The sequence below is a fragment of the Enterococcus sp. C53 genome (assembly GCF_040887425.1).
In the GTDB taxonomy this organism is placed as follows: Bacteria; Bacillota; Bacilli; order Lactobacillales; family Enterococcaceae; genus Enterococcus_B; species Enterococcus_B hirae.
This window is the reverse complement of sequence record NZ_JBFOFT010000014.1, coordinates 1-22,496: the sequence shown is the minus strand read 5'-3', so window position 1 is coordinate 22,496 and position 22,496 is coordinate 1. Positions and strand designations below refer to the sequence as shown.

General features: G+C 38.4%; 16 protein-coding genes and 2 pseudogenes. 15 read left to right on the top strand and 3 right to left on the bottom strand.

What is annotated here, in order from left to right:
- The first annotated feature begins 203 nt into the window (after nucleotides 1-203).
- The 9 genes and pseudogenes from AB3I42_RS13410 to AB3I42_RS13370 all read left to right on the top strand — a co-directional run bounded on the left by AB3I42_RS13410 (nucleotide 204) and on the right by AB3I42_RS13370 (nucleotide 9,547).
- On the top strand, nucleotides 204-521 hold the full coding sequence (locus tag AB3I42_RS13410) for a PTS sugar transporter subunit IIB (RefSeq protein WP_196763502.1): 318 nt from the start codon (nucleotides 204-206) through the stop codon (nucleotides 519-521).
- A gap of 6 nt (nucleotides 522-527) precedes the next feature.
- Nucleotides 528-1,811, top strand: a pseudogene (locus AB3I42_RS13405) (PTS sugar transporter subunit IIC).
- A 14-nt stretch (nucleotides 1,812-1,825) separates the two neighbouring features.
- Nucleotides 1,826-2,173: a PTS lactose/cellobiose transporter subunit IIA gene (locus AB3I42_RS13400; RefSeq protein WP_010720932.1), complete on the top strand. Its 348-nt coding sequence runs from the start codon at nucleotides 1,826-1,828 to the stop codon at nucleotides 2,171-2,173.
- A 10-nt stretch (nucleotides 2,174-2,183) separates the two neighbouring features.
- Nucleotides 2,184-3,631 (top strand): annotated as a pseudogene (locus AB3I42_RS13395) (glycoside hydrolase family 1 protein).
- A 113-nt stretch (nucleotides 3,632-3,744) separates the two neighbouring features.
- The gene (locus AB3I42_RS13390; protein WP_368022556.1) at nucleotides 3,745-5,643 is read left to right on the top strand and encodes a transcription antiterminator; all 1,899 of its coding nucleotides are present in this window, start codon (nucleotides 3,745-3,747) and stop codon (nucleotides 5,641-5,643) included.
- A 337-nt stretch (nucleotides 5,644-5,980) separates the two neighbouring features.
- Nucleotides 5,981-6,919 carry a 2-dehydropantoate 2-reductase gene (locus tag AB3I42_RS13385; RefSeq protein ID WP_010720928.1) on the top strand — a complete coding sequence of 313 codons (939 nt, stop codon included), beginning with the start codon at nucleotides 5,981-5,983 and terminating at the stop codon, nucleotides 6,917-6,919.
- Nucleotides 6,920-6,932: 13 nt separating this feature from the next.
- The gene (locus AB3I42_RS13380) at nucleotides 6,933-7,985 is read left to right on the top strand and encodes a PTS sugar transporter subunit IIC (protein ID WP_368022555.1); all 1,053 of its coding nucleotides are present in this window, start codon (nucleotides 6,933-6,935) and stop codon (nucleotides 7,983-7,985) included.
- Between the two features lie 262 nt (nucleotides 7,986-8,247).
- On the top strand, nucleotides 8,248-9,165 hold the full coding sequence (locus AB3I42_RS13375) for a hypothetical protein (protein WP_010737054.1): 918 nt from the start codon (nucleotides 8,248-8,250) through the stop codon (nucleotides 9,163-9,165).
- Between the two features lie 13 nt (nucleotides 9,166-9,178).
- Nucleotides 9,179-9,547 (top strand): hypothetical protein, encoded by a 369-nt coding sequence (locus tag AB3I42_RS13370; RefSeq protein WP_088771508.1) that lies wholly within the window; start codon nucleotides 9,179-9,181, stop codon nucleotides 9,545-9,547.
- A gap of 59 nt (nucleotides 9,548-9,606) precedes the next feature.
- Here AB3I42_RS13370 and AB3I42_RS13365 read toward each other — a convergent pair whose 3' ends face one another.
- Together AB3I42_RS13365 and AB3I42_RS13360 are read right to left on the bottom strand one after the other, a co-directional pair.
- Complete coding sequence (locus tag AB3I42_RS13365; RefSeq protein WP_131773359.1) at nucleotides 9,607-11,811, bottom strand: GH92 family glycosyl hydrolase; 2,205 nt, start codon at nucleotides 11,809-11,811, stop codon at nucleotides 9,607-9,609.
- Nucleotides 11,759-12,805, bottom strand: coding sequence for a substrate-binding domain-containing protein (locus tag AB3I42_RS13360; RefSeq protein WP_010737057.1), 1,047 nt, complete (start codon nucleotides 12,803-12,805; stop codon nucleotides 11,759-11,761). Before AB3I42_RS13360 ends, AB3I42_RS13365 begins: the two co-directional genes overlap by 53 nt.
- 154 nt (nucleotides 12,806-12,959) lie before the next feature.
- Here AB3I42_RS13360 and AB3I42_RS13355 point away from each other — a divergent pair, with 154 nt between their 5' ends.
- Genes AB3I42_RS13355 through AB3I42_RS13345 form a run of 3 tightly spaced genes read left to right on the top strand, consistent with a single transcriptional unit; the run spans nucleotide 12,960 to nucleotide 17,817 of the window.
- A complete protein-coding gene (locus AB3I42_RS13355; protein ID WP_306690493.1) occupies nucleotides 12,960-14,261 on the top strand; it encodes a glycoside hydrolase family 125 protein in 1,302 nt (433 codons plus the stop codon).
- 10 nt (nucleotides 14,262-14,271) lie between these two features.
- Nucleotides 14,272-16,953, top strand: a complete 2,682-nt coding sequence (locus tag AB3I42_RS13350; RefSeq protein WP_010737059.1) for an alpha-mannosidase — start codon at nucleotides 14,272-14,274, stop codon at nucleotides 16,951-16,953.
- Between the two features lie 3 nt (nucleotides 16,954-16,956).
- Complete coding sequence (locus tag AB3I42_RS13345; protein ID WP_034700407.1) at nucleotides 16,957-17,817, top strand: ROK family protein; 861 nt, start codon at nucleotides 16,957-16,959, stop codon at nucleotides 17,815-17,817.
- Nucleotides 17,818-17,919: 102 nt separating this feature from the next.
- Here AB3I42_RS13345 and AB3I42_RS13340 read toward each other — a convergent pair whose 3' ends face one another.
- Nucleotides 17,920-18,774 (bottom strand): RluA family pseudouridine synthase, encoded by an 855-nt coding sequence (locus AB3I42_RS13340; RefSeq protein ID WP_181914308.1) that lies wholly within the window; start codon nucleotides 18,772-18,774, stop codon nucleotides 17,920-17,922.
- A gap of 207 nt (nucleotides 18,775-18,981) precedes the next feature.
- Here AB3I42_RS13340 and AB3I42_RS13335 point away from each other — a divergent pair, with 207 nt between their 5' ends.
- From AB3I42_RS13335 to AB3I42_RS13325, 3 genes are all read left to right on the top strand, one after another.
- A complete protein-coding gene (locus AB3I42_RS13335) occupies nucleotides 18,982-21,153 on the top strand; it encodes a PBP1A family penicillin-binding protein (protein WP_081123626.1) in 2,172 nt (723 codons plus the stop codon).
- A 65-nt stretch (nucleotides 21,154-21,218) separates the two neighbouring features.
- Nucleotides 21,219-21,560 (top strand): YlbF family regulator, encoded by a 342-nt coding sequence (locus tag AB3I42_RS13330; protein ID WP_010720913.1) that lies wholly within the window; start codon nucleotides 21,219-21,221, stop codon nucleotides 21,558-21,560.
- 246 nt (nucleotides 21,561-21,806) lie between these two features.
- Nucleotides 21,807-22,019 carry a hypothetical protein gene (locus AB3I42_RS13325; RefSeq protein ID WP_010720912.1) on the top strand — a complete coding sequence of 71 codons (213 nt, stop codon included), beginning with the start codon at nucleotides 21,807-21,809 and terminating at the stop codon, nucleotides 22,017-22,019.
- Nucleotides 22,020-22,496 lie beyond the last annotated feature (477 nt).

The following is a 22,496-nucleotide window of genomic DNA, read 5'->3' as shown; positions in this document are numbered from 1 at the left end:
CAGGAATGTTAGCCAGCTGATGTTATGAGCCTAACTATCAGGATTCGTTTTTCAACAGAACTGGTGGAGTAACTAAGAGGAGTATACCCTATAATAGCTAAAAGAGAACCTCACGTTAATTAATTTCCGCTACCTAGGAAAAAAGTAAGTTTGAAAGCGCATACCTCGGTAGCTAAACTAAACGTGTAAGAAAAAAAGGGGAGATGGTAAAGATGGCAAAAAATATTTTGTTGATTTGTGGTTCGGGTGCTTCTAGTGGATTTATGGCGGCTGCTATTCGAAAAGCAGCGAAAAAAAGAGGGGAAGAAGTAACTGTGAAAGCGGCTAGTGAGTCGCAATTGGATGAACGGATCAATGAGATCAATTATCTGTTGATTGGTCCGCATTTGTCTTATATGTTGGCAGATCTCAAAGCACAAATTGAAGGAAAGAACGTGAAAGTAGCAGTCATTCCACAAGCAACCTATGGCACTTTAAATGGAGATAAGGCACTAGATCTGATTTTAAGTATGGAGGGCTAACGAATGATGAATAAAATTATGGACTTCATGACGAACAAATTTGCGCCAAAAGTAAATAAAATTGTCAAGAATCCTTGGGTCTCGGCGATCCAAGATTCGATCATGGCGGCTTTACCGTTAGTTTTTGTTGGTTCTTTAGTTACAGTGGTTTCTCTGCTAAAAAATATTTTTGCAGGTTTACCTGATTTTTCAATGATTAGTAATTTTTCTTTTGGGATGTTTGGTTTGATTGTTTCTTTTTTGATTCTTTATTATCTCATGGAAAAAAAGGGAAACAGCGGTCAAAAGCTGATTTCAGGTGCTACCGGATTAGTGTTATTCATGATGTTACTATTTCCCACAGTATCTGCTGAAGGAAATGCTACGTTTATTCTTTCTCGGTTTGGCGCTACAGGCATGTTTCTTGCGATTATTTCTGGTCTTTTTGTTGCCTGTGTGATGAATTTTGCTGCTAAAAGATCATTTTTCGATGAAGATACACCGATCCCTGATTTCGTGGTGGGGTGGTTTAATAGTTTATTGCCGATTACGTTTATCTTGATCGTTGGTTGGTTTATCACGGTACAAATGAATGTTGATTTCTTTGAAGTGGTCGTTTGGGCATTCAGTCCATTGGCAAAAATCGTGCAATCTTACCCAGGTTTTGTCTTATCCGTTTTTATCCCAGTCTTTTTATATACGTTCGGTATTTCAGGTTGGGTGATGATGCCGGCTATCTATCCTGTATATATGGCTGGATTAGCTGCTAATGCTGAGGCTGTTGCAAATGGTGGACAAGCAATGAACATTGCTACTCAAGAAACTTGTTATGCTTTTTCATCAATGGGTGGTGTGGGGACTACCTTGGCCTTGTCTGTGATGATGTAGCTGCTAAGTAAATCAGCACAATTAAAAGCGATTGGTAAAGCGGTCTTTATTCCTTCGATCTTTAATATTAATGAACCGTTGGTTTTTGGGGCACCGATTGCTTTTAATCCTTACTTGATGATTCCTATGTGGATCAACGCACTGATCGTACCAACGATTTCTTATGTTGTGATGAATATGGGCTTCGTGAATATTCCTAGTCAATCATTCTTGTTGTGGTACATGCCATATCCATTTACATCTTATTTAGCCACTCAAGATTTCCGTGCGGTCATCGTCTGTCTGTTGATCTTTGTTATCACATGGTTTATCTTCTTACCATTTTTTAAAGCATATGATAGTTCATTATTAAAACAAGAAAAAATTGCTGAAGAACAAGAAGCGGCGCAAGCAAAAGCAATGCAAGCTTCAACGGCTCAATAATTGGAGGTAGTAGTATGTCACAACAGTTTGTGGAAGAAACAGATAGCCTAAACGAATTATCGATGAATATTTTGATCCATGCAGGTAATGCTCGTGAATTACTGGTAAAAGGTCTGAATGCACTGGAGGAAATGGCGTTCGATGAAGCAGAAGAATTGATTCAATCGGCACATAAAGAAGTGGTGATTGCTCACGGCTTGCAAACAGATACGTTACAAATGGAAGCTTCAGGAGAGCAGATCCGCTATTCTACGTTGTTCTGTCATGCGCAAGATACGTTGATGACAGCACAAAGTGAGATATTGATTGGTGAACATATGGTTCGGTTATTTCGGAACTTTTCAAAAAAATTAACTAAATAGGAGGTATTTCATGTTTAAAGAATACAAAATGCCAAAAGATTTTCTTTGGGGAGGGGCGATTGCTGCCAACCAAGCAGAAGGGGCTTATCAAGTTGATGGTAAGGGCATCAGCCTCGCTGATTTACATGTTTTCCATGCGGATAAAACAAATGCAGAAATTGCGGAAGAGCAACATAAAGGAATGTCTTTGGCTCAGTTGAAGGCGAATATGACAGATGAACAAGGCTATTATCCTAAACGCCATGGGATCGATTTTTATCATACCTATCCTGAAGATTTAGCGCTATTAGCAGAGATGGGCTTTAAAACGTTTCGGACGTCGATTGATTGGTCGAGGATTTTTCCTACGGGCGATGAAACGGAACCGAATGAAGCGGGTTTGGCTTATTATGATGCGTTGATTGATAAGATCCGTGAGTTAGGGATGGAGCCGATTATTACGATGCTTCATTATGAAACACCGGTAGACATTACTTTAAACTACGGGGGTTGGCATAATCGGAAAGTGATCGATCTATTTGTAAAATATGGAAAAACAATTTTAGATCGTTACAAAGATAAAGTGAAGTATTGGATCGTCATCAATCAGATCAACTTGATCCAATTTGAACCATTCAATTCAACTGCTATTCCTTATGATACGGTGGATCATTACGAAGAAGCTAGCTATCAAGCGATCCATAATCAGTTCGTTGCCAGTGCTAAAATCTATGAATATGGGAAAAAGCTCAACCCTGAAATGCAAATTGGAACGATGGTTGCAGATTGCACCGCCTATCCATTTTCTTGCGATCCAGATGATATCATTTTGGCTTTACGTCGTAATCGGATGGAGTATTTCTATACAGATGTGCAATTTCGAGGGGAATATCCTCAGTATGCGTTGAATTATTTTGCTGAAAATAATATCCATCTCGAGATCACTGAAGAAGACAAAGCCATTTTACAAGCGAATACGATGGATTATCTGGCTATTTCTTATTATTATTCGCAAATGGTCGACTCCAAGAAAAACGATATGAACCCTGCATCGGTGACACCTAACCCGAACTTGAAAGCTAATCCATGGGGGGGGGGGCAGTGGATCCTAAAGGGTTGTATCATTCACTGTCGCAATATTGGGATCGTTATGGTAAAGCGATTATTATTGCAGAAAATGGCTTTGGAATGTACGACCAGTTGGAAAACGGCAAGATTCATGATGATTATCGGATCGATTATCTGGCTAGTCACATTGAAGAAATGAAACGTGCGATGTATGATGGAGTCAATGTGATTGCTTATTGTGCATGGGGGCCGATTGACATTATCAGCTGTTCATCTGCTCAAATGGAAAAACGTTATGGATTTATCTATGTGGATCTGGATCATGAAGGAAAAGGTAGTGGTGATCGGATCAAAAAAGATAGTTTTTACTGGTACAAAAATGTGATTGAATCGAATGGAGAAAATTTGTAAAGTCGCCAGTTTAAAGAATAGGTGTGATGCGAGACATGGATTTCGTATCCACCTTTTTTTGAGATAGTGTGGCAAATCAATGGATAGCAACACATGTGTGGGGGAGATAGAAAGTGGCAACGAAAAGGCAAAGAGAGATTATCGCATATCTTGCAAAACGACAGCAGCATTGGGTCACTGCGACGGAACTAGCAACATTTTGTAACTGTACGACTCGAACCATTCGTAATCAAATCACAAAGATCAATGAGACGGAGCAACAAATTATTTCTAGTAATCAAGGGTATCGGATCAAACAACCTACCCAGGATAATCAAGTGATCCAAGCAACGAATGACCGGCAATCACAGTTGTTTCTGACGTTGTTAAAAAGCAATCATGGCATTGATCTCTATGATCTGGCAGACACGATGTTTCTCTCTGAGTCAACGTTAAAAAATGACATCCAGCTTTTGCGTAACGAGATTCAAAACAAACAATTGAAATTAACGATCAAAGCCAATCAAATTTATTTAGAAGGATCAGAAAGTGATAAAAGGCGTTACATGATTTCGCTATTGTATGAGGAAGGCGATTATCAGGAAAAACTAAAGTATCATGTCCAAGATATGATTGGCACGATTTCGCTTATTGATCTAGAGCGAACCATCCATGATGTCTTGGCTTCACACAAAATCAAAATCAATCGTTATTCGATGAACAATATTGTGCTTCATTTTGCGATTAGTATTGAACGGATTCGCCAAGGAAATGATCTGAAAAGCGTGAAGGACTTTCCATTAAGAAATGATGCAACGGAATTTCAATTGTGTGTGGAGATTACTGAACTTCTTTCAAATACTTATCACATTCATTTTTCTGATGCTGAAGTCAAACAGTTATCCTTACTTTTTATTGGATTACAAAATGAATATCTTACGAATCGCAAAGAGCTATCCTTGTCCAAAATTGTTGAAGCTCGAGTGATCGAAACACTAAATGAAGTTTTAGAGAAAGTCAAAGAAACCTATTTGATTGATTTACAAGATGAAGCTTTTTTCAATAAATTAGCTATCCATCTGCAAAATCTTTATGACCGCTCTCAATATGAACGGTTCACTCGGAATAGCAGCCTTTTAGATATTAAAACAGCCTATCCGTTAACGTATGACATTGCGGTTTACTTGTCGATGTTGGTACAGGAAAAATTAGCGATTTGGTTTAATGAGGATGAGATTTCTTTTATCGCTTTACACATCGGGGCTTACTTAGAAAGCAAAAAAGAAAAAAGACCAAAGTTGCGAGTGCTAGTTGATCACAACAATTACCATGATTTTGAAGAAACAAACGTTCAAAATATTCGTAGTATGCTAGGGGAAGATGTGGAGATCGTGGCGGTTGATCATCATGAGGTAAGCGTACAAGAAAATGACGTGTATGTCTCTTCTGACCGTGACAGAGTGACTGAAATCAATGGCGCAGTATATGTCCATCCTATTTTGACACGTAAAGATTTTGCAAAGATCCAAAAACGGGTGACTGCCAAGCGAAAAAGTAATTGGCGAAAACAGATGTTTCATTTGATTGATCGGTTTATTATTGAAGATCTCTATTTTAATCAATTTGATCCGACCGATCAGACACCTAAAATGATTCGGGAAAAATTGTTTGATCGATTGTTAGTGACAGGGTATGTGGAGGAAGAATTTTCCCAGAGGATGGAAAAACGAGAAGCGATGTCATCGACCAGTTTCCCATCAGGTATCGCAGTACCCCACTCGCTGGAACAACAGGCGAAAAAAAGTGCCCTTTCGATTATGACCTTGCAAGAAACCCTAAAATGGGACGAATATCCTGTTCAAATCGTAGCTTTAGTTGCCATCTCACAAGATGAAGCCAAAGAATTTAATGATTTTTTTGAAATGTTTATCGAAATCGTTTCTGATCCGATCAATGTGCGATTGTTAGCGGGTGCAGAAAATTTTACAGAATTCATCTTAAAAATGAAAATGTTGGTCGAAACGGAAGAATGATCCGTGAATGTTGAGGGCGTTGGTTTTATTCTTGTATGAGAGGAACGCTCGCTTTTGTCTTAGGGATCACTGCTAATCGATCATTGTCAAAGTAGCCGAAAGCTTTCTAGTGATTTTTGGTTACTTTGTTTTTTTGTGCTTGCAGTGATGGAAGGAAGTAATTTAAAACATCTTTCTGCTAACTTCCAATTGAACGGAGAAGTTTAGGATTGCCCGTTTTTCTCTTAGGCAAGCTGATTTCACGTAAAGTGGTGGAAAAAGAAGAGCAACCTATAGAATAAAATTGTGTAATAAATCTTAGATAGGTATAATGTAAGGCAAAAGGGAGGAATAAAACATGAAAATTGCAATTGCAGGAGCTGGAGCGATGGGAAGTCGTTTCGGTCTGATGTTACATCAAGGTGGAAACGAAGTACTATTGATCGACGGTTGGGCAGATCATGTTCAACAAATCAAAGAGCATGGGTTAAAAGCAGATTTTAATGGCGAAGAAGTAGTTGAGAAGTTACCAGTCGTTCTTCAATCAGAAGTAGGCGAAGAAGATCAGGTAGATTTGATCATTTTATTTACTAAAGCGATGCAATTAGAAAAAATGCTAACAGATATCCGTCCATTGATCAAAGAAGAAACGGAAGTATTATGCTTATTGAATGGTATCGGACATGAAGATATCATTGAAAAATTTGTTCCAATGGCAAACATTTATATTGGTAACACCATGTGGACGGCGGGCTTAGAAGGACCTGGAAAAGTCAAACTGTTTGGAAGTGGTTCAATTGAGCTGCAAAATCTTGGAGAAGGCAAAGAAGAACAAGCGAAAGCACTAGCTGAAAAATTATCAGAATCAGGCTTACATGCGAAATTCTCTGATAACATCCATTATTCCATTTACCGTAAAGCTTGTGTGAATGGCACGATGAATGGGTTATGCACGATTTTGGATGTGAACATGGCAGGGTTAGGTCAAACTTCGACTGCGCATAAGATGGTGGAAACGATTGTTCGTGAATTTGCGGCAGTGGCAGAAGCTGAAAATATCCACTTAGATATCCCAGAAGTGATCGCTCATTGTGAATCTTGTTTCGATCCAGAAACGATCGGATTACATTATCCATCCATGTATCAAGATTTGATCAAGAATCACCGCTTGACGGAAATCGACTACATCAACGGTGCGGTTTCAAGAAAAGGGAAGAAATATGGTATTGCAACACCTTATTGTGACTTCTTAACAGAATTGATCCATGCGAAAGAAGATAGCTTGCAGGTAAAATAAAGGGAGATAATTGATGGAACAGACACAAAGCATGTCACCAAAGATTTTTCTGAACAAAGTACTAGCTGGTACAGCAACGGGGATTATCATCGGATTGATTCCTAACGCAGTATTAGGGGCGATTTTAAGATACTTTAGTGGTTCTTCTTTTGCGATGGCTGTTGCTCAAATGGCGGTCATCTTCCAATTAGCGACACCGTTGATTATCGGTGGATTGATAGCTTTGCAATTTGGTTTTGCACCGATGAAGATGATGGTGGTGGCTGGTGCCGCATTTGTCGGGTCAGGGGTGGTGAAGTTTAATCCTGAGCTTGGTGAAACAGGTGTGTATGTTGGTGCTGGCACAGGCGATATCATCAATACGATGATCACTGCTTCTATCGCAGTTGGGTTGATTTATCTGATTGGTGAACGGTTTGGTTCGGTAGCGATTGTGTTGACTCCGATCGTTGTTGGTGTCGGCGCAGGGGTGATCGGGTTTTATCTCTATCCTTATGTGGCAGATATTACCTCAGCTATCGGGACGGTCATCAATAACTTCACGACACTACAACCTTTACTGATGTCGATCTTGATTGGCTGTTCTTTTGCCTTCTTGATCATTTCACCGATTTCCACCGTAGCAATCGGAGTGGCGATCCAACTAGATGGTGTTTCAGCAGGAGCGGCAGCAATGGGTGTCGCAGCAACGACTTTCGTTTTGATCGTGAACTCGTGGAAAGTCAATAAATCAGGAGTGACGATCGCCATTACGTTAGGAGCGATGAAGATGATGATGCCTAATCTGTTTCGCAGACCGGTTATTCTCGTTCCTTGTCTGATCAGTGCAGTGATTACAGCTATTCCAGTTGCTTTGTTGTCTATTTCAGGAACCCCTGCCTCGGCTGGTTTTGGGATCGTTGGTTTAGTTGGTCCTTTAGCTTCTTTAGATGCAGGTCTAAATCCGGCTCTTGTTGTTTTGAGCTGGTTAGTCGTCCCAGTTGCGGCAGCATTGTTCACTCAGTTTTTATGTGAGAAAGTATTGAAACTATATGATCGAGCAGATGTGTTTGAATTCTTAGGCTAGTGAAACGGCTGATTTTTTGGCTGAGTCTGCTCCTTTGATAGTGAGACAAATCATGTCAAATAAAAAAAGCTTGAATTTTTAATTCCTTTTTTCGAAGGAGATTAAAAGTTCAGGCTTTTTTAATATAAAAAACGAAATTTTTTGTGGATATAGATCAGTGTAGGTATTTTTTTGCTTCTTAGTAGCATTATTTAGTAATATTGATAGTATTTATTTTTCATTAAGCGGTATAATGTTTTTGAATATAATGGAGGGGCGTAATATGGAGATAATGCAAGCGGGTATCAGAGTTCCAAAAAACCAATTGGTAGAAAAAGTGAAGGAATTACATTTTTCAGAAAAGATTGTTAAACATTTAAATGGGGCAATAGTGACGAGTGGTACCGTCATGGAAATTATAAATAAAGGAGAATACGTATTAGATATTCCACCGGAAATATTAAAGGGACTAAAAAATGGAACGTATCGTTTTGTCTCTGGGAAAGATGGAGTATATGCACAGATTGCTGATAAAAAAAGTGGCGAATTTGTTAAAAATTTGACATTAAAAAATGGAACAAGCGTTTGTTCAGCTTTAGGTCCTGCGGCAATAGTAGTAGGAGTCATGTTAGAACTTAAAAAAATCGAAGACAAATTAGATGATCTTAATTTGAAAATAGACGAAGTAATCAAAAATTTTGAAAATGATCGTTACGCAGGTGTAGTTTCTGCTAAAGAGAAATATGAACAATCAGTGTTAATAAAAGATCCTCAAATAAAAAAACAGTTATTAGTTAATGTGCTAAATGATATCACTACTGTGAAATATCAATTGTTAAAACAGTTAGAAGGAAAGGTAATCAGTTACCGAAAAAACCGTATGAAATTTGGTGATAAAGAAAAGTCAGCAAATGATATTTTGCAAAATATTTTATTTATAAATGAGAGTTTTAATATCCAAGTAAATTGCCTTTCAGATTTAGATGAATATGTTGCTTTGAACTATAGCTTAAATCTCCATAAAAAAGATTTGGAAAGCATTTTGACTAGAGAAATGGCGTTAAAATTAGATGAGTATTTTCAAAAATCAACCAATCCAATAACAGAAGCAATTGATGATATTCATACGTTGATTCATACTATCTCTGATATGATCGAAGCGGATCCTGAGTATATTTTAAGTGGATATGTAACGGACTAATGGGGGGAAAGCAATGTATAAATGTACAAATTGTGGACGAGAAATATCTGAACCTAAAAAACTATGTGCATATTGTAAAAAAGAAAAAAATAGGATAACGAATGTGAGTAAACGAGCGTTAAAAAAGACAGTAGAATTTACGAATGAAAAGACAGAAGTAATCGGCAACAAGTTCTCTTCTTTGAAAATAAAACAATTGAAGTCATCAATAAAAATAAATACAAGCATGAAAGAAACAGGTACTAAAGTCAAAACAGAGGTCACTGATACACTAGCCAAAGTTACTGAACAACTAGTAAAAAAAGGAAATAGCCAAAAGAAAAAAATAAAAAATAATCTTATCGAAAAATTCATTCTAAATCTATCAAAACACCTTCTTTGAGACTAAGAAATTCAAAGAAGGTGTTTTGTCTTATAGAATAACCAAATAAGTCAGCTTGTTTATTTGGTCAAAGAAAAAGGGAAGTCTTCAGCGTCGTGTTTTGTAGGATTAGGAACAATCCCCAACTGATAAGCAATCGTGCCACCAGTCAACAAGTCTTCATGTGTAAAGAAGAGTTTGCGATAGCTAGTTTCATTTCTTGTGATCTCATGGATAAATTGTTGTTGTGGGTGATTAGGGCTTGTTTCGATTGTTAAATGTTCACCATTAGACAACGTAAGCACAGCTTTGTCGATTAAAGGCATCCCGATGACATATTCACTTGTTCCTGGCGTGACAGGATAAAAGCCTAAACTATTAAAGATATACCAACCTGCCATGCTCCCATTGTCTTCATCTCCTGGATAACCGGTCGGGGTATCATCAAATGTTTGTGTCAGCAATTGTTTGATCAATGGTTGTGCCATTTCGGGTTTACCAATATAACTGAATAAATAAGGATAGTGGAAGCTTGGTTGATTGGAGATGGCAACTTGTCCAAACTCGATCGCTGCCATTTCACTCATTTCATGGATCTCAAAACCATAACCGCCAACTTCAAAAGTCGGTGCTTGGTTACATAATTCAATCAGTTTTTCTTCAAATTGATCTGGTCCACCGTGAGCATTGATCAAACCAGCAAAATCATGGTAAACAGCAAAACTACTTTGCCAAGCGCTACCTTCTGCATAATCCTGACCCCAACGTGTGGAAGAAAACGGAGTACGGAATCTTCCTTCGGGATCTTTGGAACGCATGAAGCCAGTTTCCGGATCAAAGACATTTTGATAATTGAAAGATTGCTTTTGATAGTGTTGTGCGGTTGCTGCTTCATTCAAACCGGTGGCTACTTGGCTGATACAAAAGTCACTATAAGCGTAATCAAGGGTGTGGTTGATTGATTCGTGGTAAGTATTTGGTACATAACCATATTTTAGATAATCAGTCGTTCCTTGACGTCCGTAATTTTGTTTTTCACTTTGGATCGTAGCACCTTTTTTCATTGCTTTGAGAAATTCAGCCATTAAATCTTTACGGATTCCCTTAACCGAGGCATCAGCGATCACTGCATCAATCAATGTTCCTGGCATGAGTCCACGCTCATCTGGCGAAAGCCATTTTGGTAAAAAGCCAGTTTCACGATAGCTGTTCAAAAAGCCTTCAAGCATCTCTTCATATTTTTCGACAGCAATCAAAGAGTAAAGTGGATACACTGTTTTATAAGTATCCCAAAAACCATTATTGGTATAAAGTACACCTGGTTTTACACTTCGACTAGTGGTATCATAATGGATTTTTTGTCCGGTCGAGTCGATTTCATAGAACGTTTGTGGGAATAAAAATACACGGTAGAGATTGTGGTAAAACGTCCGTAACTGTTGCGGATCATGATGCTCGACTTTGATTCGGTCAAAATAGTTTTGCCATTGTTGTGAACTATTCAGCAAATAGTCATCAGGTGTTTGATGTAACTCTTGTTCTAGATTAAATAAAGCTTGTTCAGAACTGATGAAGGAAGTACCGAAACGAATGACTTGTTTTTTTACGTCGCCAAAATAAATCGGAATCGACCCAGCGTCATCGGCTGCTAACTGTGACAATTCCTTTGATTGGATTGGCTGTTCAAAATGTAAGACAAAATAGAACGTAAAATCAGGATCTTCGGCGCCTGCAAAATGAGTGACTTGTCCTTCAATCGTATAGGGATCTTTTAGAACTAATTGATGTTTACCAGGAAACGACAAAAGTAAACCGCTCTCATTTTTGTAGTAATCAATGGTTAGGACACCACCGTACATGCTAGGGATCAACGTGGAGCGAATACCATCACGTAATTGGTTGATCGTTAAATGAGTTGGACAGAATGTGCTTTCTTCTGGACGATACGAACTTTGTGCATGGAACAGGGTATTTTCAGGTAATAACCCATTGATCGGAGTGAAGACAAAATAGCTGAAGTCACCCATCCATGGACTTGGCTGATGAGTCAAACGGTAGCCTTGGAAGGTGTGATCGTCAGGATGGAACCACCAGCTACCTTTTTGATCAGTTGTCTGTGGGGCAAAGTAATTCATCCCAAAAGGAACACCAGTATAAGGCTGGCAGTTCCCATTTGAGAAGTTCGCTTGATTGGCTGTACCGTGACGAGTATCAATATGTTGAATGTTCATGTTAAATCTCCTTTGTTGAGTGTCGTTTAATAAATGAGACTGGTTGGCTCGTATCTTCGGGAATGTTATTTGTTTTGAGCCAAGTGATCAAAGCATTTCCTGCAAGTTCCCCTAGTTGGTGGAAATCTTGAGCAATCGTTGTTAATGGTGGATCAACTAAAGCGGCTGCTTGGATATCATCGAATCCAACGATCGAAAAATCATCTGGGATACGATAGCCTTGTTGTTTTAAATGATTCATCGTTTGAATAGCTACCAGATCGTTTTCGCAGACAAACGCAGTGACCTGATGTTCATTGATGTAGGTCAGTAACGTTTCAATCGTAGTGCCTTTTGCATCTAAAGTTGTATGAAACGGCAAATTGGCTTTGTCCAAAGCTTCCAGGTAACCCAAGTATCGTTGTCGGACAGATTGTGGATGCGCCTGTTCACCAAAAAGATAGGCAATCTTTTTATGCCCTTTTGAAATCAAATGAGCCGTAGCCAAAGAACCACCTTGGAAATTATCTGAAAGGACAGTTGGAAAAGGAAGTTCATAGATTTTTTTATCTAAAACAACAACTGGGAATTGTTTCAATGATAATTCAAAGAGCAGATCCAGATGTTGATCGGTCGCAAACGCATAATAAATCATTCCGTCAAATTCTTGCATGATTTCCTTCGCCGTTTTGTTTGCAAGAAAATCAACAGTCGTCATCATGACTTCTAACTGATTTTCTTGCATCACTGGATTTAGTCCTTTTGTAAAATCTCCGACAGAAAGGTCAGATAAAAAGGGAAGTAGGAACAGGATGCGACTATTTTTAATCACATCGTTTCTATTAAGATCACTAGTCGTTGCTTTGACAAAACTGCCTTTTCCTCTGACACGATAAATCAGACCTAATTGTTCTAATTCAGTTAATGCACGTTTAGAAGTGATTCGACTCACTTGATACTTGGCGGACAATTCCTTTTCGGTAGGTACCTGGCTGTCAACAGGTAACGATCCATCAGCAATTGCTTGTTGTAAGTCATGAAAGATTTGTTGGTATAGTGGTTGATTCATAAAAGCACCTTCTTATAAGATATATCATATAAAGATCATAGCATAAAACCACTAAAAGTAAATAAGAAAAATCTCATTTTGAAAGCGTAGACAATTGCAAAGCGACGAGGTATAATCCTCTTATGATATATCAATAAAGAAAAGAGGAAAATAAATGGCATATAAAGATATACCAAAGCCAGTTCAACAGTTTATGGATGAAATTACTGCAAAATGTGGGGAAGAGCATGCAGATTGGGCAACGAATTTCTCTGCTGCCTTTGCTAATACATTGTTAACGACAGTCAAAAGACATGAAGACGGGACGACTTTCTTATTAACTGGTGATATTCCAGCGATGTGGTTGCGTGACTCCACCGCTCAAGTCCGTCCATATTTAGTCATTGCAAAAGAAGATGAAGACTTAGCTTCGATGATTAGTGGGCTTGTCAAAAAACAATTTGAATATATCAATATCGATCCGTATGCAAACGCATTCAATGAAGAAGCAAATGGAGCGGGGCATCAAAGTGACCATACTGAAATGAATGATTGGATCTGGGAGCGTAAATATGAAATCGATTCCTTATGTTATCCTATCCAATTAGCTTACTTATTATATAAGAACACTGGTCGAACGGACCAATTGAATGATTCGTTTGTTGAAGGAATCAAAAAAGCCTTACATGTCTTCAAAACCGAACAAGATCACAATCAATCTCCTTATACTTTCGAAAGAGATACGACGAGGAAAGAAGATACCTTAGTCAACGACGGGCGTGGAAGTACAGTTGCACCAACTGGAATGACTTGGTCTGGTTTTCGTCCAAGCGATGATGCGTGTCAATATGGCTACCTCGTTCCTTCAAATATGTTTGCTGTAGTAGTGCTGGGTTATATTGAAGAAATCTTTACGAACATTCTCACGGAAGAAACAAGTAGTAAAGCAATCCTTGAAGAAGCCAAACGTTTAAAAGAAGATATCCAAAAAGGAATCGAAGACCATGCGTTGACTAAAAACCAACAAGGAGAAACCATCTATGCTTATGAAGTTGATGGATTAGGAAACGCTTCTATTATGGATGACAGTAATGTACCTAATTTGATTGCTGCTCCGTATTTAGGTTACTGTTCTACCACAGATGAACAATATTTGGCAACGAGAAAAACGTTACTAAGTAAAGAGAACCCTTACTTCTATGAAGGGAAATATGCAAAAGGGATCGGATCATCTCACACTCCAGAAAATTACATCTGGCCGATTGCATTAGCGATGGAAGGGATGACCACTGAAGATAAAGAAGAGAAAAAGCGGATTTTAGATTTATTAGTTGCGACAGATGCTGGTACACATTTGATGCACGAGGGGTTTGATGTCGATGATCCAAACAACTACACCAGAGAATGGTTCTCTTGGGCGAACATGATGTTTTGTGAATTAGTGATGGATTACTTTGATATTCGAGTAGCGAAATAGGAGGAATAAAATGAAAAAGAAAGTATATATCATTTCACACAGTCATTGGGATCGTGAATGGTACATGGCTTATGAACAGCATCATATGCGTTTAGTCGAATTGATGGATGATCTTTTGGAATTATTTGAAACCGATCCAGATTTCAATAGTTTCCATTTAGATGGACAAACGATTATCTTAGATGATTATTTACAAGTACGTCCAGAAAAGAAAGAAGCGGTGCAACGAGCAATTGATGCGGGTAAATTAAGGATCGGTCCTTTTTATATTTTACAAGATGATTTCTTGATCAGTTCAGAAGCGAATGTCCGTAATATGTTGATTGGAATGGAAGAAAGTAAGAAGTGGGGAACGCCTGTGATGCTCGGTTATTTCCCGGATACTTTTGGAAATATGGGGCAAACACCACAAATGATGAAACAAGCAGGACTTTCAGCTGCTGCTTTTGGACGAGGCGTAAAACCAATTGGCTTTGATAATCAAGTCTTGGAAGCAGAAAATTATTCTTCTCAATATTCTGAAATGTGGTGGAAAGGACCAGATAGCACAGAAATCTTTGGGTTACTGTTTGCCAATTGGTACAGTAATGGAAATGAGATCCCGGCTGAAAAAGAGAAAGCAAGAGCCTTTTGGGACCAAAAGCTGGCAGATGCAGAGCAATACGCATCAACCGATCATCTGTTGATGATGAATGGAGTGGATCATCAACCGGTTCAAAAGGATGTAACAGCAGCAATCAAATTAGCGAATGAATTATATCCAGAGTATGAATTTATCCATTCCAATTTTGTCGATTATCTTGCAGCGGTGCAAAAGGACTTGCCAGAAGAACTTGGTTCCGTTGAGGGAGAGTTGACCAGTCAGGAAACAGATGGCTGGTATACGTTAGCGAATACTGCTTCAGCACGTGTCTATTTAAAACAATGGAATACTAAAGTTCAAAGACAAATTGAAAATATTGCTGAGCCATTAGCAACGATGGCTTATGAAGTTACTGGTAAATACCCCCATGATCAATTAGATTATGCGTGGAAAACGTTGATGCAAAATCATCCACATGACAGTATTTGCGGGTGTTCGGTTGATTCTGTCCATCGAGAAATGATGACACGTTTTGAAAAAGCAGATGAAGTAGGGAAGTATTTAGCAGAAGAAGCGATCAAACAACTTGCCCAAGCGATCGACACTAGCAGCTTACCAGCAAAAAGCTATCCTTTCTTAGTTATGAACACGGCTGGATCAGCAAAGACTGGTGAAGCAGAAATAACGATTGAGTTAGAAAGAAAATGTTTTGCAGAAGGAATACCTGAGAAATTATATGAAGAATTAGAAAAGCAACCACCAAAAAGCTATCATGTAGAAACATCCAATGGTGAAGAAGTCCCTGCATCACTATCAGAAACATTTGTGACGTTTGATTATGATCTGCCAAAAGATCGGTTTAGGATTCCTTACATGGCGAGAAAAATCACGGTCACTTTACCAGTGAGCGAAATGCCAGCTTTTTCTTGGAACACGTATGTATTAATAGAAGGAAAAGCTAAAGAAGAAAAAGAGACGATGATCCAAAACGATGGACGAGTATTAGAAAATCAACAAGTTCGGCTAGAGATCAAATCGAATGGCACCTTGACGTTGAAAGACAAATCAACGGGCAAACAACTAGATGAATTATTGACATTCGAAGATGTTGGGGATATTGGAAATGAATATATCTTCAAACAGCCTGAAAATGACCAACCTATTTTATCAAAGGAAATTGATCAAAGTACCGTAGAAGTCGTAACTGATACGAGTGAATTAGCACAAGTAAAAGTTACCCAGGAATTATTGATCCCAGTAGCTGCGGATGAACGTTTAGCAAAAGAACAACAGATGGTCATTGAGTTTCGTCACCGTAAAGCAGGTCGTTCAAAAGAAAAGCGTGTGTTAGAAGTAACAACTGTTATCACTTTAAGAAAAGACAGCAAAAAAATCGACTTTGAAACAAAAGTGAATAATCAAATGGATGATCATCGCTTACGTGTGTTGTTCCCAACAAAGTTACATGTGAAACAACATCAAGCTGATAGTATTTTTGAAGTGGTTACCCGTCCCAATGATGTATCAAGTAGTTGGGAAAATCCAACAAATCCACAGCATCAACAGGCGTTCGTTCATTTAGAAGGAAACGATTATGGCGTAACAGTTGGCAATTATGGATTAAATGAATATGAAGTGATCGATGACAGTGTGATTGCGGTGACTTTACTACGTTGTGTAGGGGAATTAGGAGATTGGGGATATTTTCCAACACCAGAAGCCCAATGTCATGGGGTACATTGCTTTAACTACAGTATCGAAGTGCATCAGCCAGAAGAAAAATTTGCTAGTTACCATCATGCTTATAGCGCACAGATTCCTTTTTCTACCACGCAAATGGCGATTCAAACAGGAACCTTGCCAGCTGAAAACAGCTATTTAACTTGCGAAGGGGAAACGTTTGCAATTACTGCTTTGAAACGAAGTAAATTTAGTGATAAAGTAGTGGTGCGTGGGTTTAATCTGTCCGGTCTTGATTCACCATTACAAATCACTAAAAATGGGAAACAAGGGGAATTATTGAATCTGCTAGAAGAAACAGTTGAGCAAACGATTGCTCCGACCGTTAGACCTTATGAAATTCGGACAATCGGATTCGAGGAGGAATAAGCAATGTATGGTGGAATAGAAGCAGGGGGAACAAAATTCATCTGTGCCGTTTCAAATGAAGGCGTTATCGTAGAAAGAGTAAGTATTCCTACAACTACACCTGAAGAAACACTAAAGCAAGTATTTGATTTTTTTGATCAATATGAACTAGAGGCGTTAGGGATCGGTTCGTTTGGTCCGATCGGTATTGATAAAAATGCCGATAATTATGGGTATGTTTTGGCAACACCTAAACCTGGATGGGGAAACTACAATTTTTTAGGCAGCATCCAAGAACGTTACGGGATTCCGATGGCTTGGACGACAGATGTGAATGCAGCAGCTTACGGCGAATTGCTAAAAGGAGCCGCACAAGGGAAAAAGAGTTGTATTTATTTGACTGTCGGTACAGGGATCGGTGCCGGTGTGGTCCTTGAAGGAGATATTTTTTCTGGACTTGCCCACCCAGAAATGGGGCATATATGGGTAAAACGTCATCCAGAGGATACCTATGAAGGAACATGTCCTTACCACAAAGATTGTTTGGAGGGGTTAGCGGCTGGACCTTCAATTGAGGCACGAACTGGAATCAAAGGCCAAGAACTTCCTCAAGATCATCCAATATGGGACATCCAAGCCTATTATATTGCTCAAGCATTGATCAATTATACGTTGACGTTAGCTCCTGAAAAAATCATTTTAGGTGGCGGAGTGATGAATCAAGACCATTTGTTGCATAAAATTCGACAACAATTCGTTGAGTTAATGGGTGGGTACATGGAAACGCCACAAGTAGATGAGTACATTGTACGCTGGGGTCTGCCGAATGAGAGTGGAATTATTGGCAGCTTGCTTTTAGCAGAAAAAGAACATGGTAAGCAATAAGGTGTATATATTCTATATATAGTAATAAAAAACGGCTAGAGGTGTATCCCTAGCCGTTTTTTGATTGTGATCAGTAGTGGATCGCTCCTCACAATAGTGTCTTTACCATAAACCAGGGAGGGCTTTTGCTACAATGGTTTCTTGCGTGAAAGGATGAGACATGTGTAATTCTAACGCATGGAGCATGAGACGGTTCGCAGGCCATGTTTGGTAAAGTGGATCCCCGACGATGGGATGACCAATGTGAGAGAGATGGACCCTGATTTGATGGGTACGTCCGGTTTCCAAGACACAGTAAACCTGAGTCTGACCATTCAATACTTGATCAACAGAAACATGTGTGAGAGCCGTTTGACCTTTATAAGGATCTACCACCCGTTTTCTGCGATCGTGCCGATCACGACCGATTTTATCTTTTAAAATCAAATCCTCTTTGATTGTTCCCCAGACAAGTGCTTGGTATCGTCGATAAATCTTCTTTTGTTCCAACATTCTGCCTAGGATAGGTAAAACAAAGGGATTTTTAGCAAATAAAATTGCACCACTTGTTTCTTTGTCCAATCGATGCACGACATAAGGGCGTTGCTCTTTTTTCTTTAAATACGCAGCTAAGTGATTCAATAAAGTATCATTTTCGGTTGGTTCATTCGGATGAGTTTTCATGCCGGCGGGTTTATTGACAATGAGTAAATGATCGTCTTCATATAATGGTTGGACAAAGGAAGCTTTACCCAATTGGACTTCTTGGTATTGATAATCAGTTTCTTCAAAACGTAACGTAATATGATCACCAGCGTGGACTTCAAAATGAAACAAGGCAGGTTCTTGATTGATCCACACATTTTTTCTTATACGTAAAAAGTGGCGGACTTTTCTTGGAACGAGCCATTCTTGTTCTAATAATTCTCGAATGGTGGTTGTTGGCTGAGTGTCAGGTAACGTGATCGTGATTTCCATAAAAATACTCCTTTTAGCAAAAATGCAGCTCTATTGTACCATTTTTAAAACTTATTTAAGAAAAAAGTGACTAATTTCTGATACTTCTTATGCTAAACTATCGTCAAAACTTAAAAAAACAGTTTGCCTACATCTCAAGCAGGAAGAATGAAGAACGTACCTGTGGTAGAATAAGGCGATTCAATCAAATAGACAGGAGAAGAATAAATGGATTTTCAAAGCATTTTAAGTAAAATAAAAGCTGCTTTGATCAGTTTTTGGCATTGGATTAAACCTTATTTAGGGCGATTCCATCGATGGCGAAAACGTATATGGAAAAAGTATCATATCAATAAACTGATCCTATTGATTGGCTTGATCTGTGTATTGATCGTCAGTATCTATCTTTTTATTTTAGCAAAACAGGCAAATGTCTCCACATTAAAATCGGGGCTAAGTCAGTCTACCGTTATCTATGATAAAAAGAATGAAGAAGCAGGCACCCTTTATGCTCAAAAAGGGACTTATGTGGAATTGAATGCAATCTCTCCAGATATCCAAAATGCGGTTATCTCAACTGAAGATCGCAATTTTTATCAGCATCATGGATTTGATATCAAAGGGATCGCTCGGGCAGCAGTTCGGATGGTCCTTTCAGGTGGCACTTCTGGTGGAGGTGGGAGTACAATTACCCAACAATTAGCTAAAAATGCTTATTTGACACTTGATCAAACTTTTGACCGTAAAGCAAAAGAATTATTTTTAGCCATTGAAATTGAAAAGAAATACAGCAAAGAAGAGATTTTGACCATGTATCTCAACAATGCTTATTTTGGAAATGGGGTATGGGGCGTACAAGATGCTTCAAGGAAATACTTTGGGGTAGATGCTAATCAGGTTAATTTAGCAGAAGCGGCAACGTTAGCTGGGATGCTTAAAGGTCCGGGTATCTATAATCCGATCGATCATCCAGAAAATGCAAACAATCGAAAAAACACCGTATTGAGTGTCATGGAAGAAAACGGCAAGATCACTAAACAACAATACCAAACGGAAAGCAAAGTGGATATCAAACAATACGTGAAAGATACGTATGATAATTCGGAATCAGGCTATCGCTATCCTTATTACTTTGATGCCGTGATTGATGAAGCAGTCAATGATTATGGTTTAGATGAAGAAGATGTGATGAACAAAGGATACAAAATCTATACATCACTTGATCAAAATTATCAAAAACAATTAGAAACAACGTATCAAAACAATGCACTATTTCCGGCAAATGCTGCGGATGGGGCGATGGTTCAATCCGCATCAGTCGCATTAGATCCTAAAACTGGTGGAGTTGAGGCGCTGGTAGGGCGACGTGGGGAACATGTTTTCCGAGGATTTAGTTTTGCAACACAAATGAAACGTTCTCCTGGCTCAACGATCAAACCATTGAGTGTGTATGCACCAGCGTTAGAAGCGGGATACACCCCAGCAAGTATTTTGAAAGATGAACCATTATCTTATTATAAAGCTCATAATTACGACGGAACGTACCGTGGTGAAGTACCGATGTATCAGGCGGTTGCTGAAAGTTTGAATCTTCCTGCTGTATGGTTGCTTCATGAAATCGGTCTTCAAAAAGGTTATGATAAAGCAGAAGAATTTGGATTGCCTCTATCGAAATCAGATAAGTATTATGGTTTAGCATTAGGTGGTTTAGCTAAGGGAGTTTCGCCGTTAACGATGGCTGGAGCTTACAGTGCATTTGCTAACGCTGGTAAAATGTACAAACCACATCTGATTACTAAAATCGTGGATTCAACGGGTGCAGTAATTGTTGATAAGACCAATGAAAAACCTAAACAAGTCATTTCAGAAGAAACAGCTAATCAAATGACTTCAATGCTGCTTGGGACTTTTTCTAATGGGACGGCCGTTGCAGCTAAACCGGCTGGTTACACAGTCGCAGGGAAAACAGGAACGACTGAAACCAATTTTGATCCTACCAAAGCTAACGATCAATGGATTGTTGGCTATACACCTAATGTCGTGATTTCAACTTGGATGGGATATGAAGAGTCTAGTGAATTGCATTATTTAGCAGGAACAAGTGGGAATGTGGTTGGTAAAGTCTTCAAATCGGCCGCAGAAGGCATTCTTCCTTATACCGAGCAAAAGCCTTTCCCAGTAGCAGATGCATATGCGACTGGCGGAAAAGTAGTCCCTGCTGATCAAGTCAATAATAATACGCAAACCAATGAGAACTCAGAACAATGGAAAGAAAATCTGAATAAATACGGGGAACAAGCTAAAGATGGGCTGAAAAATATCGGTGATATGGTAAAAGAAGGCGTAAGAGGTTTAGGTGAAGCTGCGAAAGATCTCTGGCGGAAATATCAAGGACAGTAATCCTATGAAAAACGATAAACAAATGGTACAATAAAACTAAACGATCTATAGAAAAGAGGCTAACTATGTCAAATATTTATGATAGCGCAAATCAAATCGAACGCGAGATTCGCGAATTGCAAGAATTCAAAGCTTTAGAAGAAGCCTATGCAAAAGTTAAAGCAAATGAAGAAGCACATCGTCTATTCAAAGATTTCCAAGCGATGCAAATCGAATTGCAAGAAAAACAAATGAGCGGGCAAGAATTTAGCGATGAAGATGCAATGAAAGCGCAAGAAATGGCAATGAAAATTCAATCAGAAGAAGTGATCAATGATTTGATGCAAAAAGAACAACAATTTAGCACGATCATCAATGACTTGAATCGCATCATCATGACACCAGTTAGAGATTTATACAGCGAATAATTAACGTTGTAGAAAATAATTTAGCCAGAACAAGCAAAAGCAACGTAAAACAAAATTGTTTTGCGTTGCTTTTTTAGTATGAAGAAATCAGACGGGGATAACTCATAGAAAATTAGCTTATTTTTCATTGTTTAATAAATAATTATTGTTAACCTAGCTATAATAGCTGATTTTGTCTATTATAGAAGCGTAGAAATGTCTATTCAAGTAGTGAATTTCTCTCATATAAAGCAAGGAGGTGGAGCGATGAAACACAAAAAATTTTCTTGGAAAGATTTTTGGGAAATCAGTGGCTCGTATCTTTTCACGATTATTTTGCTACCCGCATTTTATTCTTTAACTACAAATCAGCCATTAACAAATGTTTTTAGCGACCAATATCTGATCGATATTCTTCTCTTGTTTCTTTTTGTGATCTTGCCATTAGCTATTTATAAAGGTGTGCGGTATCGAAAGTAAGATATGAGAGATATTTGATGATTGAGCATGAAAATAGCTAGCCATTGCAGTAATCGTCTGAAGTACCGATGAGTCTAAATAAGAAGATAGGCAACTAAAGTAGGTTAGACCAATAGAGAGAAATAAAGTAAGGTGCTGCTAAAATTAATTTTTAGCTTGACCATTCTTTTTTTTAATGGTAAAGTAATTGACGTTGCTGAAAAAGAGAAAAAGATCGTGAAATTTATTTAGAAAAATTCATTGACATTTACTTTTTAAGGTGATAAGATAACTAAGTCGTTAAAAAGCGACAGCTTACGAAGCTTGATCCTATCGAAAAAAACTTCAAAAAAGTTGTTGACAAATAACAAATGACGAGTTACGATAAATGAGTTGCTGAAACACTTCTGAAAAACGAAGTCGAAAAAACTTTTAAAAAAGAGTTGACAAACAAACGTCACTTTGATATGATATAAAAGTTGCTACGGCAATCTCAAA

Bases quoted from the DNA above. Each gene is read 5' to 3' on its own strand.
- AB3I42_RS13410 (WP_196763502.1), top strand. From the start codon at position 204: ATGGTAAAGATGGCAAAAAATATTTTGTTGATTTGTGGTTCGGGTGCT.
- AB3I42_RS13400 (WP_010720932.1), top strand. From the start codon at position 1,826: ATGTCACAACAGTTTGTGGAAGAAACAGATAGCCTAAACGAATTATCG.
- AB3I42_RS13385 (WP_010720928.1), top strand. From the start codon at position 5,981: ATGAAAATTGCAATTGCAGGAGCTGGAGCGATGGGAAGTCGTTTCGGT.
- AB3I42_RS13380 (WP_368022555.1), top strand. From the start codon at position 6,933: ATGGAACAGACACAAAGCATGTCACCAAAGATTTTTCTGAACAAAGTA.
- AB3I42_RS13375 (WP_010737054.1), top strand. From the start codon at position 8,248: ATGGAGATAATGCAAGCGGGTATCAGAGTTCCAAAAAACCAATTGGTA.
- AB3I42_RS13370 (WP_088771508.1), top strand. From the start codon at position 9,179: ATGTATAAATGTACAAATTGTGGACGAGAAATATCTGAACCTAAAAAA.
- AB3I42_RS13360 (WP_010737057.1), bottom strand. From the start codon at position 12,805: ATGAATCAACCACTATACCAACAAATCTTTCATGACTTACAACAAGCA.
- AB3I42_RS13355 (WP_306690493.1), top strand. From the start codon at position 12,960: ATGGCATATAAAGATATACCAAAGCCAGTTCAACAGTTTATGGATGAA.
- AB3I42_RS13350 (WP_010737059.1), top strand. From the start codon at position 14,272: ATGAAAAAGAAAGTATATATCATTTCACACAGTCATTGGGATCGTGAA.
- AB3I42_RS13345 (WP_034700407.1), top strand. From the start codon at position 16,957: ATGTATGGTGGAATAGAAGCAGGGGGAACAAAATTCATCTGTGCCGTT.
- AB3I42_RS13340 (WP_181914308.1), bottom strand. From the start codon at position 18,774: ATGGAAATCACGATCACGTTACCTGACACTCAGCCAACAACCACCATT.
- AB3I42_RS13335 (WP_081123626.1), top strand. From the start codon at position 18,982: ATGGATTTTCAAAGCATTTTAAGTAAAATAAAAGCTGCTTTGATCAGT.
- AB3I42_RS13330 (WP_010720913.1), top strand. From the start codon at position 21,219: ATGTCAAATATTTATGATAGCGCAAATCAAATCGAACGCGAGATTCGC.
- AB3I42_RS13325 (WP_010720912.1), top strand. From the start codon at position 21,807: ATGAAACACAAAAAATTTTCTTGGAAAGATTTTTGGGAAATCAGTGGC.